Origin of the sequence: Brevundimonas sp., assembly GCF_035626535.1 — a bacterium.
GTDB lineage: Bacteria > Pseudomonadota > Alphaproteobacteria > Caulobacterales > Caulobacteraceae > Brevundimonas.
In genome coordinates, this window is record NZ_DASPNO010000040.1 from 63,624 (window position 1) to 79,071 (window position 15,448).

The 15,448-nt window shown below is 68.9% G+C and carries 14 protein-coding genes; 7 read left to right on the forward strand and 7 right to left on the reverse strand.

What is annotated here, in order from left to right; genetic code table 11:
- Window positions 1-7: 7 nt before the first annotated feature.
- From VEC04_RS05950 to coxB, 4 genes are all read right to left on the reverse strand, one after another.
- A complete protein-coding gene (locus VEC04_RS05950; protein ID WP_324774804.1) occupies window positions 8-187 on the reverse strand; it encodes a hypothetical protein in 180 nt (59 codons plus the stop codon).
- A gap of 5 nt (window positions 188-192) precedes the next feature.
- Window positions 193-1,161 carry a heme o synthase gene (gene cyoE / locus VEC04_RS05955; RefSeq protein ID WP_324774806.1) on the reverse strand — a complete coding sequence of 323 codons (969 nt, stop codon included), beginning with the start codon at window positions 1,159-1,161 and terminating at the stop codon, window positions 193-195.
- Window positions 1,162-1,239: 78 nt separating this feature from the next.
- The gene (gene ctaD / locus VEC04_RS05960) at window positions 1,240-2,904 is read right to left on the reverse strand and encodes a cytochrome c oxidase subunit I (protein WP_324774808.1); all 1,665 of its coding nucleotides are present in this window, start codon (window positions 2,902-2,904) and stop codon (window positions 1,240-1,242) included.
- A gap of 24 nt (window positions 2,905-2,928) precedes the next feature.
- Complete coding sequence (gene coxB / locus VEC04_RS05965) at window positions 2,929-3,978, reverse strand: cytochrome c oxidase subunit II (RefSeq protein ID WP_414642653.1); 1,050 nt, start codon at window positions 3,976-3,978, stop codon at window positions 2,929-2,931.
- Between the two features lie 241 nt (window positions 3,979-4,219).
- On the opposite strand from coxB, the gene VEC04_RS05970 reads away from it, so the two are divergent.
- Genes VEC04_RS05970 through tldD form a run of 4 tightly spaced genes read left to right on the forward strand, consistent with a single transcriptional unit; the run spans window position 4,220 to window position 7,436 of the window.
- Window positions 4,220-4,609, forward strand: a complete 390-nt coding sequence (locus VEC04_RS05970) for a PadR family transcriptional regulator (RefSeq protein ID WP_324774811.1) — start codon at window positions 4,220-4,222, stop codon at window positions 4,607-4,609.
- Window positions 4,606-5,178, forward strand: a complete 573-nt coding sequence (locus VEC04_RS05975; RefSeq protein ID WP_324774813.1) for a DUF1700 domain-containing protein — start codon at window positions 4,606-4,608, stop codon at window positions 5,176-5,178. The genes VEC04_RS05970 and VEC04_RS05975 overlap by 4 nt, the downstream gene beginning before the upstream one ends.
- A 12-nt stretch (window positions 5,179-5,190) precedes the next feature.
- Window positions 5,191-5,949 (forward strand): GIN domain-containing protein, encoded by a 759-nt coding sequence (locus VEC04_RS05980; protein ID WP_324774815.1) that lies wholly within the window; start codon window positions 5,191-5,193, stop codon window positions 5,947-5,949.
- 53 nt (window positions 5,950-6,002) lie between these two features.
- Window positions 6,003-7,436, forward strand: a complete 1,434-nt coding sequence (gene tldD / locus VEC04_RS05985) for a metalloprotease TldD (protein ID WP_324774817.1) — start codon at window positions 6,003-6,005, stop codon at window positions 7,434-7,436.
- Here the strand turns inward: tldD and VEC04_RS05990 are convergent.
- Window positions 7,433-8,416, reverse strand: a complete 984-nt coding sequence (locus VEC04_RS05990) for a TraB/GumN family protein (protein WP_324774819.1) — start codon at window positions 8,414-8,416, stop codon at window positions 7,433-7,435. The genes tldD and VEC04_RS05990 overlap by 4 nt on opposite strands.
- 179 nt (window positions 8,417-8,595) lie before the next feature.
- On the opposite strand from VEC04_RS05990, the gene VEC04_RS05995 reads away from it, so the two are divergent.
- On the forward strand, window positions 8,596-10,683 hold the full coding sequence (locus tag VEC04_RS05995; protein WP_324774821.1) for a TonB-dependent receptor plug domain-containing protein: 2,088 nt from the start codon (window positions 8,596-8,598) through the stop codon (window positions 10,681-10,683).
- 79 nt (window positions 10,684-10,762) lie between these two features.
- On the opposite strand, the gene VEC04_RS06000 is transcribed toward VEC04_RS05995, so the two are convergent.
- Entirely contained in the window at window positions 10,763-12,421 is a 1,659-nt protein-coding gene (locus tag VEC04_RS06000) for an amidohydrolase (RefSeq protein WP_324774823.1), read from the reverse strand.
- Window positions 12,422-12,501: 80 nt separating this feature from the next.
- Here VEC04_RS06000 and VEC04_RS06005 point away from each other — a divergent pair, with 80 nt between their 5' ends.
- Together VEC04_RS06005 and VEC04_RS06010 are read left to right on the forward strand one after the other, a co-directional pair.
- Window positions 12,502-12,828, forward strand: coding sequence for a hypothetical protein (locus VEC04_RS06005; protein WP_324774825.1), 327 nt, complete (start codon window positions 12,502-12,504; stop codon window positions 12,826-12,828).
- An 8-nt stretch (window positions 12,829-12,836) separates the two neighbouring features.
- Window positions 12,837-13,268: a DUF488 domain-containing protein gene (locus tag VEC04_RS06010; RefSeq protein ID WP_324774827.1), complete on the forward strand. Its 432-nt coding sequence runs from the start codon at window positions 12,837-12,839 to the stop codon at window positions 13,266-13,268.
- On the opposite strand, the gene VEC04_RS06015 is transcribed toward VEC04_RS06010, so the two are convergent.
- Window positions 13,265-15,442: a 3-hydroxyacyl-CoA dehydrogenase NAD-binding domain-containing protein gene (locus tag VEC04_RS06015; RefSeq protein WP_324774828.1), complete on the reverse strand. Its 2,178-nt coding sequence runs from the start codon at window positions 15,440-15,442 to the stop codon at window positions 13,265-13,267. The genes VEC04_RS06010 and VEC04_RS06015 overlap by 4 nt on opposite strands.
- Window positions 15,443-15,448: the final 6 nt, after the last annotated feature.

Consider the following 15,448-nt stretch of genomic DNA (forward strand, 5'->3'; position numbering starts at 1 on the left):
GGCGGCCTCACCCGCCCTGCCCGGCCAGCTGGCCCGCCGCGGCGGCGGCGGCCTGACGGTCGTCCATGTTGCCCTTCATCTTCAGCACCGTGGTGGTGAAGACCAGCACGATGAAGACGACCAGCCCGCCGGCCAGGGCGCGGTTGCGCCGCTTGCGGGCGGAGAGCTCTTCGGGGGTCAGGCGCATGGCGGTCAGAGCCTCATCATCGGGGTCATGCTCTCGACCAGCAGGGCCGCGAACAGGGCCATCAGATACAGGATCGAGAACGCGAACAGGTTCCGGGCCGGTTTGGCCTCCGCGCGCACGTCATACAATGCGGCCTCTCGCCCCACGGCCTCGGCCTTGTCGGGCTGGTCGCCGGCCCGCGAACGCCACAGCCGTACGGCCAAGAACAGGAAGCCGATCCCGCCCGCGACCGACACCGCCAGATAGACCGGTCCGCCGAGGCCGGTCAGCCCCGGCGCGACGGCGACGGGGACGAAGACGAGGCTGTAGAGCAGTATCTGCAGGCGCGTAGACTTCGCCCCGCGCGCCACCGGCATCATCGGAATGCCGGCCTTGGCGTAGTCGCCGGCCGAATAGAGCGCCAACGCCCAGCTGTGCGGCGGCGTCCACAGGAAGATGATCAGGAACAGCAGCCACGCCTGCCACGGCGCCGAACCCGTCGCGGCGGCCCAGCCGATGACCGGCGGAAACGCGCCAGCGGCTCCGCCGATGACGATGTTCTGGGGCGTCCGGCGCTTGAGCAGCAGGGTGTAGAAGCCGGCGTAGTAGACGATGGTCAGGGCCAGCAGGCCGCCGGCCAGCCAGTTGGTCGCCATGCCCAGCAGCATGACCGAGAACACCGACAGCACGACCCCGAAGGCCATGGCGTCGTTCTTGCCCACGCGCCCCGCCGCCACAGGCCGCCCGCGGGTGCGGCGCATGAGGGCGTCGGTCTCGCCCTCGAGCGCCATGTTCAGCGCGCCCGCCGCGCCCGCGCCGACGGCGATGCACAGGATGGCGATGACCGCCGTCAGCCAGCCGATGTCGCCGCGCGCCACGACCAGTCCGGTGACCGCCGTGAAAATCACCAGCGACATCACGCGCGGCTTCAGCAGCTGGAAATAATCTTCCGGCTGGGCCGTGCTGATCGAACGCGTGGCGGTGGGTTGGGTCATGGCATCCTGAAAGCCGAAAGCCGCCCCTTCGTCCGAAAGAGCGGCCCCCGTTTGTCGTTCCGGCCGGGGCCGGTCGTCCTAGTGCTCGTCGCTCTTGACCACCGGCAGCTCGTTGAACTGGTGGTGGGGGGGCGGCGAGGACAGGGTCCACTCCAGGGTCGTGGCGCCTTCGCCCCACGGATTGTCGACGCCCTTGCGGCGGCGGACGGCGGATTCGACCAGCATCACCAGGAAGACGAGCACGCCGATCGCCGTGATCACGTAGCCGATCGAGGAGACCTGGTTCCACAGGGTGTAGCCGTCAGCGTAGTCGACGTAGCGCCGAGGCATGCCCTGCAGGCCGAGGAAATGCTGCGGGAAGAACACCAGGTTCACGCCCACGAACATGATCCAGAAGTGGGCGGCGCCGAGGAACTCGTTGTACTTCACCCCGAACATCTTCTCGAACCAGTAGTAGAAGCCCGCGAAGATGGCGAAGACGGCGCCCAGCGACAGCACATAGTGGAAGTGCGCCACCACATAGTAGGTGTCGTGGAGGGTGTAATCGATGCCGGCGTTGGCCAGCACCACGCCGGTGACGCCGCCGACCGTGAACAGGAAGATGAAGCCGATCGCCCACAGCATGGGCGTCTTGAAGCTGATCGAGCCGCCCCACATGGTGGCGATCCAGCTGAAGATCTTCACCCCCGTCGGCACCGCGATGATCATGGTCGCCGCGACGAAATAGGCGCGCAGGTTCACGCTCATGCCGACCGTGAACATGTGGTGGGCCCACACGATGAAGCCGACGAAGCCGATGGCGACCATGGCGTAGGCCATGGCGAGGTAGCCGAAGATCGGCTTCTTCGAGAAGGTCGAAACGATGTGGCTGACCATGCCGAAGCCGGGCAGGATCAGGATGTAGACCTCGGGGTGACCGAAGAACCAGAACAGGTGCTGGAACATCACCGGGTCGCCGCCGCCGGCCGGGTCGAAGAAGCTGGTGCCGAAATTGCGGTCCGTCAGCAGCATGGTGATGGCGCCGGCCAGAACCGGCAGCGACAGCAGCAGCAGGAAGGCGGTGACCAGCACCGACCAGGCGAACAGCGGCATCCGGTGCAGGGTCATGCCCGGCGCGCGCATGTTGAAGATGGTGGTGATGAAGTTGATGGCGCCCAGGATCGACGAGGCGCCCGCGACGTGCAGCGAGAAGATCGCCAGGTCCATCGCCGGCCCGGTGTGGCCCATCGTCGAGAGCGGCGGATAGATGGTCCAGCCGCCGCCGAAGCCCTTGCCGGGGCCGCCGTCGACGACCATCGACAGGCAGAGCAGAATCCACGCGGCGACCAGCAGCCAGAACGACACATTGTTCATGCGCGGGAAGGCCATGTCCGGCGCGCCGATCATGATCGGCACGAACCAGTTGCCGAAGCCGCCGATCATCGCCGGCATGACCATGAAGAAGATCATGATCAGGGCGTGGGCCGTAACGGTGACGTTATAGCCGTGCTTGGACGCCTCGATCAGACCCAGCTGTTCGATCAGCCCGCCGGCGACGAACACGTCCATGCCCGGCGTGGCCAGCTCCCAGCGGATCAGGCCGGACAGGGCGCCGCCCACGATCCCGGCCATGATGGCGAAGATCAGATAGAGGGTGCCGATATCCTTGTGGTTGGTCGACAGGAACCAGCGGGTGAAGAAGCCCGGCTTGTGGTCGTGGCGCCCGTCGTGGTCGTGGGCGAGGTTCGCGGCTGCGGTGGCCATGGTCTTTGGGGCTCTCGCGTATCGTTACTGGGCGGCCGGAGCGGCGGCGGTGTCGGGGACGGCCGGAGCCGAGCGGGCCGAGGGCGAGCGGTCGACAGCGCCGGCGTCGGCGGGGGGTTGTCCGGCGGGAGCGCCGGCGGCGGGCTGCATCGCCTCCGAGGACACGTTGCGCGAGGCGACGGCGCCGGTGGTGCCGGCCTCGATCTGGGCCGCGGTGCCGCCCGGGGCCTCGGCGGCCGTGCGCGGCGTCATCGAGCCGCCCTTCGAAGCGACCCAGGCCGCGAACTCGGCGCGCGACACGACGTTGATCTGGATCGGCATGAAGGCGTGGTCGACGCCGCACAGTTCGGAGCACTGGCCGTAGTAGATGCCCGGCCGCGTGGCGCGGAACCAGGTTTCGTTGACCCGGCCCGGAACGGCGTCGGTCTTCAGGCCGAAGGCCGGCAGGGCGACGGCGTGGATGACGTCGGCGGCGGTGACCAGAAGGCGGACATTGGCGCCGACCGGCACGACCATCGGCTCGTCGGCAGCCAGGCGGTAGAGGCTGTGATCCATGCCGCGCCGGGCGATCTCTTCTTCCGGCAGCATGTTGGAGATGTATTCGGCGATGCCCTGGTCCGGATATTCGTAGGCCCAGTTCCACTGGTTGCCGGTGACCTTAACGGTCAGGTCCGGCTCCGGCATGTCGTGATAGGCGAACAGCAGGCGGAACGAGAACAGCGAGATGAACACCAGGATCAGGACCGGCACGACCGTCCAGATCACCTCGACCAGGGTGTTGTGGCTCCACTTGGCCGGGACCGGATTGGACTTCTTGTTGTAGCGGACCACGATCCAGATGATCAGGCCCAGCACCAGCAGACAGATGAAGGTGATGATCGGCATCAGGATGGCGTCGTGGAACAGGTGGGCCTGTTCCTTCAGCGGCGCGGCGGCCGGCTGCAGGCCGACGGCGCCGTCGGTCGGCTGACCGACCAGTTCGGGGCCCTCATTGCACCCGGCGGCGAAAAGAGCCAGGGCCAGCGCGGCCATGCCGCTGCCGATCAGACCCCGGGCCCGCGTGCCCATCCCCATGCGAGACATCCTCATAAACCGTTCTGCCGCAAGCGCTTGCGAGTGAATCGCAAGCAGACGCCGGGGCGACCGCCCGCAGCGTTTCCTGGGCGGGTCCTTATCGCCCTCCCCCGCGCTTGCCAAGCGATTGGACGCCGCACCCGACCTCCGCCGCCGGATTAAATGGCTGTCATGTTTGAACAGCTACCTTGCGCCGCAAGATACCTTGCGATACCTCTTCCTCATCAAGGGAGACGCCGAGGTGCCTGAAACCATTGAAATCCAGCTGAAGAAGGGAGTGCTCACGTTGTGTGTGCTGGCCCTTCTCAACCGCCACGACAGCTATGCCTATGAGATCGCCTCGACGCTGTCTGACGCGATCGACATGGGCGAGGGCACCATCTACCCGCTGATGCGGCGGATGCAGTCGGACGGCCAGGTCGAGACCTATCTGGTCGAATCGTCCACGGGCCCGTCGCGGAAATACTATCGCCTCACCGACGCCGGCCGCCGGGCGCTGGAGACGCAGACCGCCGAATGGCGCGCCTTCGTCACCGCCGTCGAGGGCGTCATGAACGCCGAGGCCGAACCGGCCGCGCCGGCCGCCGCCGCCAAAACCGCCAAGTCTGCCGAAAGGGGAGCTGAACAATGACCCGCGCCGAATTCATGGGCCGGTTGAGGCGGGGCCTCGTCGGCATGCCGACCGCCGCCGCCGCCGAGATCGCGTCCGACTACGAGATGCATTTCGAGGACGGCGCCGCCGCCGGCCGCACCGAGGCGGAAGTCGCGGCCGCCCTCGGCGATCCCGACCGCCTCGCCCGCGAGCTTCGGGCCGAGGCCGGCGCGCGCCGCTGGGACCAGGAGAAGAACCCGTCCGCCGCCGCCGGCGCCGTCTTCGCGGTGCTGGGGCTGGGCGCGATCGACATCCTGATCCTGCTGCCCATCCTGATGGGCGTGATCGGCGCCCTGTTCGGCTTCTTCATGGCCGCCATCGGCCTGTTCATCGGCGGTGGCGCGGTGATGGTGGCCGGGCCGTTCGCCGGCTTCCCCGGAGGCGGGCTCGCCGCCGTCCTGGCCGGCATCGGCATGATGGCCGGAGCGACCGCGATCGGCGCCCTGACCACCGTCGTCACCATCCTGCTGGTCAACGCCACGGTCTGGTACGCCCGCCTTCACTACCGGCTGCTCAAGCCGGCCCTCGAACCCCAAGCCCAGGCCTGAGGAGAGATACGAATGATCCGCACCCTCCTGATCATCACCGGCGCGAGCCTCGTGCTCTGCGCCGCCGCCCTGGGCGGGGCCGGGGCCCTCGGCGGCAACGATCTCGCCCGCCACGGCTGGACCTGGACCTTCCGCGACCATGGGGACGGCCATGAAGAGACCGTCCGGTTCGAACGGGCCGACCGGGGTCCCCGCGTCACCCGCACCCTCGCCTGGGACGGCAGCGACCGGCTGGACATCGATGTCGCCGCCTTCGTGACCTACGTCCAGGGCGACGAGGCCTCGGTCGAGGTTTCCGGTCCGCAGAACCAGATCGACCGCCTGCGTCTGAGCGGCGGCCGACTGACCTTCGACGAGGACGACGACAACGTCGAGGTGGTCGTGTTCGGTCGGCGCCACAACGACCGGATCCGGATCACGGTCACCGCGCCGTCAGTCCGCAGCTTCAACCTGTCCAGCTCGGGCGATCTGGTCATCCGCGACTACGATCAGCCGAGCCTGGCCGTCTCGATCAACGGTTCGGGCGAGGTGGTCGCGACGGGCCGGACCGAGACGGTCGACCTCGACATCTCGGGCTTGGGCGAGGCGGACCTTTCGGGCCTCGAGACGCGGGACGCCGATATCGACATCTCCGGATCAGGCGAGGCCGCCGTCGGCCCGACCGGCGCCGCCCGGATCACCATCTCCGGGTCGGGCGATGTCGATCTGACCCGCCGGCCGGTCAGCCTGAGCCAGAACATTTCGGGCTCCGGGGACGTCAGCCAGCGCTAAACAGTCGCGGTGAGGCCGGTGACTTCGCCGGCCTCACCTCCTATTTCAGCGGCATGACCCTGCCCGTCCAGCCGCCCGCCATCCTCGAATCCGCCGACATCGCTCCGGACGAGGCCCTCTCCATACTGCAGGACGCGCTGGCCGGGGCCGACGACGGAGAGCTGTTCCTCGAACGCGCCGAATCGGAATCGCTGGTCTTCGACGACGGCCGGCTGAAGTCCGCCGCCTATGACGCCGCCGAGGGCTTCGGCCTTCGGGTCGTGGCGGGCGAGACCGCCGGCTACGCCCACGCCAACGAGATCAGCGGCCGCGCCATGCGCCGCGCCGCCGACAGCGCCGCCCTGGCCAAGGCCGGCCGCGCGGGGGTCGCCGCCGCCGAAGCGCCGCGGGCCACCAACCAGGTGCTCTACGAGCCGGTCGACCCGCTCGCCTCCCCCGCCTTTTCCGACAAGATCGCCCTGCTGTCCGAGATCGACGCCTGGGCCCGCGCCCGCGATCCTCGCGTGGTGCAGGTCTCCGCCAGCCTCGTCGGGGAGCGCCGCCACATCGAGATCCTGCGCGGCGACGGACGGCGGGTCGACGACGTCCGCCCGCTCGTCCGCCTCAACGTCTCGGTCACGGTGGAGAAGGACGGCCGCCGCGAAAGCGCCTCATCGGGCGCCGGGGGCCGGGCCGGGTTCGAGACCTGGATCGCGCCTGATCGCTGGCGATGGCAGGTCGACGAGGCGCTGCGTCAGGCGCTGGTCAATCTGGAGGCGGTCGACTGCCCGGCCGGCGAGATGGACGTGGTGCTCGGGGCCGGCTGGCCCGGCGTTCTGCTGCACGAGGCGATCGGCCACGGCTTCGAGGGCGATTTCCATCGCAAGGGCTCGTCGGTGTTCTCGGGCAAGATGGGCCAGCGCGTCGCGGCGCCGGGCGTCACCGTGGTGGACGACGGCTCCATCGCCGGCCGCCGCGGCTCGCTGAGCATCGACGACGAAGGCACGCCGACCTCACGCACGGTGCTGATCGAGGACGGGATCATGGTCGGTCTGATGCACGACCGGCTGTCGGCGCGTCAGCTCGGCGCGCGGGCCACCGGCAACGGACGGCGCCAGTCCTTCGCCCACATGCCGATGCCGCGCATGACCAACACCTTCATGGAAGGGGGCAGGGACAGGCAGGCCGACATGATCGCCTCGACGAAGCGCGGCCTCTACGCGGCCAATTTCGGCGGCGGCCAGGTCGACATCACCAACGGCAAATTCGTCTTCCAGTGCACCGAGGCCTATCTGATCGAGGACGGCAGGATCACCGCGCCGGTGCGCGGCGCCACCCTGATCGGCGACGGGGCCACGGCCCTGACGAAGATCGAGATGGTCGGCGACGACTTCGCCTTCGACCCGGGCGTCGGGGTCTGCGGCAAGGCCGGGCAGGGCGTGCCCGTCGGCATCGGCCAGCCCAGCCTGAAGATCCGCGGGCTGACAGTCGGCGGGACCGCGGTCTAGGCTCCGTTGTCCGCCGCGGCGGGCGCGAGCGCCTCTGTCCGCCACTCCGGTCCGACCACCTCGAAGCCGCGGGCCTTGAGGCTGTCGAGCACGCCGCCTTCCTCGGCCAGCAGCCGGATGGGGGCGACGCCCATGGTCACCCCGGGGGAGATCAGCGCCGTCTCGATCGCCGCCGCCCACTGCTGGTGCAGCTGCGGCGCGATCTCGGGGTCGCCCCACGGCCAGCACTGGTTCAGGGCCCGGTCTATCGGCGAGGCGACGACCTCGGGAACGCGCCGGGCGCGCCAGTCCTCGGCCCGCTCGCGCGCGGCGTCCGCCCCCCGCTCGGCGGCGGCGATGGCGGCTTCCATACAGGGAACGTGAGCCGACTGCGGGGCGTCGATCAGGCTGGCGATCAGTTCGTCGCCGCGGACCGTGCCGACCGGACGCGTATCGACCCGGGCGCGGCGCGCCGCGCGCCGGATCACATCCATGGCGTCCTCGCCGCCGCGGCGGCCGGTGTAGCCGGCCTTGTCCTGCATCAGGTCGAAGCCGAGGATCAGCAGGCTCCGTTCGCGCCAGTCCTGATTGCGCTCCCCGGCCATCACCGCCTCCAGCCGGGCCTGCCATTCCGGCGTCAGATAGTCCGCCGTGGTCTGGCCGCGAGGCATCCGCGAGATGGTGCGGATGCGCCAGATGACGCGCAGCAGGTCGGTGAGCGAGGCGCGGCCTTCCTGCGGCGTCAGGATCAGCTGCGAGCGGGCCGCCGCCGCCTCGAGGTCGTCGGGCCGCCATTCCAGATCGCGCGGGATGCCAGTGATGGCCCCGACCAGGATCAGGGTGCTGTCGCCCCGGGTCACCGTCCACATCGGCGCGCCCGAGCGCCGGGCCAGCACCACCACTTCCTCGATCGTCGTGGCCTCCGGCTCCTGCGGCGTCTGGGCCCGGGCCGGCTGCGCCGCGGCCGTCAGAAGGCCAAGAGCGAAAAACAGGGCGAACATTGATTTCACGATTACCTGCCGTATTCAGTATTGAAGCCTGAGAGTCGCGGCCTTGTTAAGAACACCAGCATGACAATCTCGTAATGATGTCCACTTTTTAATCCACCTTGCGGTCTTGTAACTGGAGCCAGCCGCGTCAGGACGCCACACCTTCGTCACACGACGAGGGGAATCCTGCAATGACGAAGACCATCCTGCTGGCCACGACCGCCATCCTGTTCACCGGAGGCGTGGCCGCGGCCCAGACCGCCTCGGATGGCCCGGATCCGCAGGTCGCCCAGGCGCCGGTTCCCACCGGCCCGACCAGCCAAGCGCCCCAGACCGACGCCGCCCAGCAGGGCGTGCTGGTGTTCACACCCGACTTCTTCGCCGACCAGCGGCCCAACACCGCCCTCGACATGGTCGCCCGGGTGCCGGGCTTCTCGATCAACGACGGCTCGGGCAGCCGCGGCTTCGAGGGCGCGGTCGGCAATATCCTGATCAACAACGCTCGCCCGGCGTCCAAGAACGACACCGGCTCCAACGTGCTGTCCCGGACCCCGGCCAACCAGGTCGAGCGCATCGAGCTGATCCGCGGCGGCGCCCCCGGCATCGACATGCAGGGCTATTCGGTCGTCGTGAACGTGATCCTGAAGACGGAGAACACCCGTCAGTCGATCCTCACCGGCACCGCCTTCCTGTTCGACGGCGGCCGCGATTCGTTCGCCGGCTCCTACCAGTTCACCGCCCGCGAAGGGGAACGCACCTGGGGCGTCACTCTGAGCGACGGGGTCTCGATCAGCGACGCCAACGGCGTGGGCCCGGTGGTCCGCACCGACGTCAACGGCAACGTCATCCGCCAGGAAGACTACTTCAACGACTCATGGGGCGGCGGCCAGTCGGTGCGCGGCAACTACGCGGCTCCGATGTTCGGCGGCAAGATCGACCTGACCGCCCGCTACGGCGTCAACGACTTCCATAACGTCAGCCTGCAGACCGCCACCGGCGTGCGCCGCGAGAACCTGTTCGACAACGACGGCGACGGCGGCGAGTTCGGCGCGGTCTACACCCGCCCGCTCAGCGACCGGCTGAACATGGAGACGCGGCTGATCCACCAGTGGAACAGCTTCGAGTCCGTTTCGACCTCGCGCACCCAGCTGGGCGGCGTCGACAGCCCCGAACAGCAGTTCGTCGGCGCGGGCGATTCGTCGGAAAGCATCCTGCGAGGCCTGGTGCGGTTCGAGAAGTCGGCGGCTCTGACGTTCGAGACCGGCGGCGAGGTCGCCTACAACATGCTGGAGGTCGATCAGGCCTTCTCCATCGGCGGGGTGGCCGTGCCGCTGCCGTCGGCCTCGGTCAAGGTCGAGGAGACCCGCGGCGAACTCTTCGGCAAGGGGACCTGGCGGGTGCGGCCCGACCTGACGGTCGAGGGTGGCCTGCGGCTGGAAAGCTCGACCATCAGCCAGTCGGGCGACGCCGAGCAGGAGAAGAGCTTCTTCTTCGCCAAGCCCCGCTTCCTCGCCACCTGGACGCCGATGGCCAACAACCAGCTGCGCCTGCGCTTCGAGCGCGAGGTCGGTCAGCTCGACTTCGGCGACTTCGCCGCCTCGGCCGACCTCGACGACGAGAACGTGTTCGGCGGCAACGTCGACCTCGAGCCCGAGCAGCGCTGGATCAGCGAACTGATCTACGAGCGCCGCTTCTGGGGCGACGGCATCGTCAGCGTCGGGCTCCGCCACGACGAGATCACCGACGCCCTCGACGTGATCCCCCTGGACATGGGCCTGTCGGCGGTCGGCAACATCGGCGACGGCACGCTCGATCAGCTGGCCGTGACCGTCGCCATCCCGACGGACAAGCTGGGCGTCGCCGGCGGCATGTTCCGCTTCCGAAACACCTGGAACCACACCGAGGTGACCGATCCGACCACCGGCGAGATCCGTCCGATCTCCAACGTGCGCGCCAGCCAGGCGGTGTTCTCCTGGGAGCAGGATCTCACCAGCTGGAAGCTGCAGTACGGCATGGCCTACATTCCGATCCTCGGTCAGAAGGGTTTCGATCCGGACCAGACGTCGGGCTGGCGCGGCCACGACTATTTCGAGGCCTGGGCCGAGTACAAGCCGACGGGGACCCTGGCGATCCGGGCCCAGGTCAATATCTGGAACGACTTCGACGTCGAGCGCACGGTCTATGCCGACCGTTCGCCGGCGCGGCCGATCGCCTTCGTCGAGCACCGCTACGTCGACCCACGGACCTTCTTCCAGATCCGGGTCCGGAAGACGTTCTAGGTCCGCCTGCGCAAGACCTCCCCCAGAGGCAGCCCACCGCAGGCTGGACGGCCCCGTCGGCGAAAGCCGGCGGGGTCTTCTATTGCGCCCGGTGCACCACCACGCCGTCCACCACCGTCAGCACCGCGTGGCCCTTGGGGATGTCGGCGACGGGCGCGGTCATCAGATCGACCGAGAAGGCGGTGAAGTCGGCGCGCTTGCCGACCTCTATGGTGCCCAGCTCGTCCTCGCGGAAGCTGGCGTAGGCCGGCCAGAGGGTGAACATCTTCAGGGCGGTCTCCCGGTCGACCGCTTCGTGCGGCCGCCAGTCGGGGCCCTGGAAGCCCTGGAGGTCGCGCCGGGCGACGGCCGCGTAGAATTCGATCAGCGGCGCGCCGCGCTCCACCGGCGCGTCCGAGCCGCCGACGACGATGACGCCCAGGTCGGCCAGGCTATGCCACGCATAGGCCCCGTCCAGCCGGGCGTCGCCGAGCCGGGCCGGCGCGAAATGCAGATCGCCGATGGCGTGGCTGGGCTGCATCGAGGCGATGATCGGCAGGTCCACGAACCAGTGGTAGTCCTGCGGACGGACGATCTGGGCGTGCTCGATGCGCCAACGCACGTCGGCGCCGTTCGGCCGATCCTCGGGCGCGACGCCGGCCAGCGCCTGCTGGTACCATTCCATCACCGAAGCGTTGCCCCGGTCGCCGATGGCGTGGGTGGCGACCTGGATGCCGCCCTTCAGCGCCGCCTGGTAGAGCGGCACGATCTCCTGCTCGCTGATCTGCATCAGGCCGGTGGTGTCGGGCCGGTCGGCGTAGGGCTCGAACAGGGCCGCGCCGCGCGAGCCGAGGGCGCCGTCGGCGTAGTATTTGATCGCCCGGGTGATGATCCGGCCGTCGGCGACGCTGCGCGGCCCGCCGGCGATCAGTTCAGCCGCGCCGTCCGGGGTGATGCTGTTGTAGACCCGGATCGGGGCCTCGCCCGCCTCCGCCATCTGCTCCATCAGCGGCACGTCGCGCCACGGCGCGCTCATGAAGTGGAGGCCGGTCCAGCCGTACTGCGCCTCGACGCGGAAGCCGGCGCGGTAAGCCTCGCGCAGGGCGGCCGGGTCGGCCTGAGGCAGCAGGCCGGAGACAAGTTGCTCGGCGGCGTCGACCAGCAGGCCCGTGGGCTGGCCGCGCTCGTCCTTGAGAATTTCGCCGCCGGCGGGCGCGGCGGTGTCGGCGGTGATCCCGGCCGCGGCGAGGGCGGGGCTGGAGGCGACCACCGCATGGCCGTCAGCGCGGCCCAGCAACACCACGCGGCCGGGCGCGGCGGCGTCGAGGTCCTGTCTCGTCAGGAAGCGCGCCTCGGGCCAGTGCGTCTCGATCCAGCCGCGGCCGACGATCGGGCCCTCGGGATGCGCCTCGGCCCAGGCGGTCAGGCGCGCCATGGCGTCGGCGATCGAGGCCGAGCCCTCGAGGTTCAGCGTCATCTCGCGCCAGCCGATCCCGTCGAGGTGGGCGTGGCCGTCGGTGAACCCGGGGAACAGGGCCGCGCCTTCGAGATCGACCGTCGGCACCGACGCCGGGACGTCAGGCTGGTCGCGTTCAGCGCCGACCCAGGCGATGCGGCCGTCGCGCACCAGCACCACCTCGGCCGTCGGAGCCGCCTCATTGCCCGTATAAATCCTGCCGCCGCGGATCAGCAGATCCTGCGCCTGCGCGGTCGTGGCCGCCCCGGCGAGGAGCAGAGCGAGGAGGAAGGTGCGGCGCATCTGACGGTTCCTGAGTCTGGCGGACTTCGGACTCGCCTTACCACGACGGCTCCGTCAAGCTCCGGATCAGGAGAAAGCTGATGATCGTCACCGCCCTGTTGCTGTCCCTGCTCGCCGCCAACCCGGAATCGCCACCGCCGCGGGCGGAGTTGTGCCTCGCCCACATCAACGCGATGATCGTGGAGGCCGAGCGCGAGACCGGCCGGGTCGCAGGGCCCAGCTGGTTCATCCGCAGCTGGTGGACAGCGAAGCTGCCCGAGGACGGAACGGCGGAGGCGTGGACCGGGGAACAGCGGACCCGGCTCGAGCTTTCCATGGCGGAACGCAAGGCCGCGGATCCGGAGGCTTTCCAGGCCGAACTGCAGTCCTGCGTCGACGAGGCCATCGAGGGCGGGGCCCTGCCCTAGGAGCGAAGATGAAGCTGTTCACCATCGGCTACGAAGGAGAGCCGCAGGCGGCGGTGATCGACCGGCTGAGGGCGGCGGGGGTCGAGGTCGTCGCCGACGTCCGCGCCGTGGCGGCGTCGCGGCGGGCGGGCTTCTCCAAGACGGTCCTGGGGAACAGCTTGCATGAGGCCGGTATCGACTACGTCCACCTGCGCCCGCTGGGCACGCCCAGGGCCGGGCGCGACGCGGCGCGCAAGGGCCGCATCGGCGAGATGCGGGAAATCTTCACCGAGCACATGCAGGAGCCGCCGTCGCAACTGGCGTTCGAGCAGCTGCGCGATCTGGCGAAACAGAAGAAGACCGCACTGCTCTGCTTCGAGGCGGATCACGCCGGCTGCCACCGCGCGGCGCTGGCCGAGCGGCTGCAGGCGGAGGACGGCTTCGAGGTGGTGAACCTCTAGGCCGCCGCCTTCCGCTTGCCGGCGAAGTCGCCGTAGAAGGTGCGGCCCTGCTCGGCCATGTCGCGGAGCAGCTGCGGCGGCGAGAAGCGGTCGCCATAGCGGGCGGCGTATTGATCCGCCTGCTCGACGAAGGCCTTGAGCCCCGTCTGGTCGATCATCGTGATCGGTCCGCCGGTCCAGGGCGCGAAGCCCCAGGCCAGGATGGCGCCGACGTCGGCCTCGCGCGGGTCGTCGATGACGCCCTCTTCCCAGCAGCGGGCGACCTCGACGGCCTGGCGGTAGAGCAGGCGGCGCTTCTGGTCCTCGACCATCTCCGGCGTCGAGTCGCTGATCTTCACCGGGGCCAGTTCGGACAGGCCGGACCACAGCTTTTTCGGCTTCGTTTCGTAGTCATAGAAGCCCTTGCCGTTCTTGCGGCCGTAGCGGCCAAGGTCCTCGACCATGGTCTGGACGATCTTCCAGCCGGGCAGAGGCTCATACGCGTCGCCGAGGTCTTCCTTCGTCTGTTTGGCGATCTTGACCGACAGGTCCAGCGCCACGTCGTCGTGCATTTCCAGCGGACCGCGCGGCATGCCGGTCATGCGGCCGATGTTGTCGATCAGGGCGGGAGCGTAGCCCTCCTCGAGCATGGCAAGGCCCTCGGCGACATAGGTGCCGAAGCAGCGGGAGGTGTAGAAGCCGCGGCCGTCGTTGACGACGATCGGGGTCTTCCTGATCTTCATCACATAGTCGAGCGACTTCGCGATCGCGGCCTCGCCGGTTTTCTCGCCGAGGATGATCTCCACCAGCATCATCTTGTCGACGGGCGAGAAGAAGTGGATGCCGATGAAGTCCTCGGGCCGGACCGACGCTTGCGCCAGGCTGGTGATCGGCAGGGTCGAGGTGTTGGAGCCGAACACGGCCCCGGGCTCCAGCCGGGCTTCCGCCCGCTTCGTGACGTCGGCCTTGATCTCGCGGTTCTCGAACACCGCCTCGATGACCAGATCGGAACCCTTGATCAGGTCGTAGTCCGTGGTCGCGGTGACCGAGGCGAGCAGGGCGTCGAACTTCTCCTGCGTCAGCTGACCACGCGACAGGCGCTTTTTCAGCAGTTCCTCGACATGCGCCTTGCCCTTGTCGGCGCTCTCCTGATCGCGGTCGATCAGGATGGTCTCGATGCCGGCCATGGCCTGCACATAGGCGATGCCCGCGCCCATCATGCCGGCGCCAATCACGGTCACCTTGCGCGGATCGGACTTCGGCACCCCCGCCGGGCGGACAGCGCCCTTGTCGAGCTCCTGCTTGGAGAGGAACAGGCTGCGGATCATGCCCTGCGCCTGCGGCGTCATCAGGGTCTTGATGAAATAGCGGGTTTCGATGCGCAGGGCGGCGTCGATGGGCACCTGCACGCCCTCGTAGACCGCCTTCATCAGGTTCAGCACGGCCGGATAGTTGCCGTACGACTGCTTGCGCAGCATGGCGTTGCCGACGAGGAAATTCTGGATGCCGGCCGGGTGGTAGGGGCCGCCACCGGGCAGCTTGAAGGACTTGTCGTCCCACGGCTGGACGGCCTTGCCGCCGCCCTTGATCCACGCCTTCGCCGCCTCGACCTCCGAGCCCCTGGCCACCACTTCATGCACTATGCCGGCGCCCTTGGCGTCGTTGGGGCGGAAGGACTTGCCCTCGCTCATGGCCATCATGGCCGCCTGCACGCCGATCAGACGCGACAGGCGCTGGGTGCCGCCGCCGCCGGGGAAGAGGCCGACCTTGATCTCGGGGAGGCCGAGCTGGATCTTGTTGTCGTCGCCGGCGACCCGGTAATGGCAGGCCAGCGTCAGTTCGAGCCCACCGCCGAGCGCGAGACCATTGATCGCGGCGGCCACCGGCTTGCCGCAGGTCTCGAGAGCTCGCAGGGCGCCGTTCAGCCGCCAGCCCGCGTCGAAGGCCTCCTGCAGCGAGCCGCCGGCCAGCATGCCATCCGCCATGTCGCCGAGGTCGGCGCCAGCGCAGAAGCCGCTCGCCTTGCCCGACGTCAGGACGGCGCCCTTGATGGCGTCGTCCGTCCTGATCCGTTCGACGACCTGCGGGATCTCCGCCATGACGCCCGAGGTCAGGGTGTTCATCGACCGCCCCGGCACGTCGAAGGTGATCAGGGCGATGCCGTCGGCGTCAACGTCGATCTTGAAGTTTTCCATCTCAGT

Bases quoted from the DNA above. Each gene is read 5' to 3' on its own strand.
- VEC04_RS05950 (WP_324774804.1), bottom strand. From the start codon at position 187: ATGCGCCTGACCCCCGAAGAGCTCTCCGCCCGCAAGCGGCGCAACCGC.
- cyoE (WP_324774806.1), bottom strand. From the start codon at position 1,161: ATGACCCAACCCACCGCCACGCGTTCGATCAGCACGGCCCAGCCGGAA.
- ctaD (WP_324774808.1), bottom strand. From the start codon at position 2,904: ATGGCCACCGCAGCCGCGAACCTCGCCCACGACCACGACGGGCGCCAC.
- coxB (WP_414642653.1), bottom strand. From the start codon at position 3,978: ATGGGGATGGGCACGCGGGCCCGGGGTCTGATCGGCAGCGGCATGGCC.
- VEC04_RS05975 (WP_324774813.1), top strand. From the start codon at position 4,606: ATGACCCGCGCCGAATTCATGGGCCGGTTGAGGCGGGGCCTCGTCGGC.
- VEC04_RS05980 (WP_324774815.1), top strand. From the start codon at position 5,191: ATGATCCGCACCCTCCTGATCATCACCGGCGCGAGCCTCGTGCTCTGC.
- tldD (WP_324774817.1), top strand. From the start codon at position 6,003: ATGACCCTGCCCGTCCAGCCGCCCGCCATCCTCGAATCCGCCGACATC.
- VEC04_RS05990 (WP_324774819.1), bottom strand. From the start codon at position 8,416: ATGTTCGCCCTGTTTTTCGCTCTTGGCCTTCTGACGGCCGCGGCGCAG.
- VEC04_RS05995 (WP_324774821.1), top strand. From the start codon at position 8,596: ATGACGAAGACCATCCTGCTGGCCACGACCGCCATCCTGTTCACCGGA.
- VEC04_RS06000 (WP_324774823.1), bottom strand. From the start codon at position 12,421: ATGCGCCGCACCTTCCTCCTCGCTCTGCTCCTCGCCGGGGCGGCCACG.
- VEC04_RS06005 (WP_324774825.1), top strand. From the start codon at position 12,502: ATGATCGTCACCGCCCTGTTGCTGTCCCTGCTCGCCGCCAACCCGGAA.
- VEC04_RS06010 (WP_324774827.1), top strand. From the start codon at position 12,837: ATGAAGCTGTTCACCATCGGCTACGAAGGAGAGCCGCAGGCGGCGGTG.
- VEC04_RS06015 (WP_324774828.1), bottom strand. From the start codon at position 15,442: ATGGAAAACTTCAAGATCGACGTTGACGCCGACGGCATCGCCCTGATC.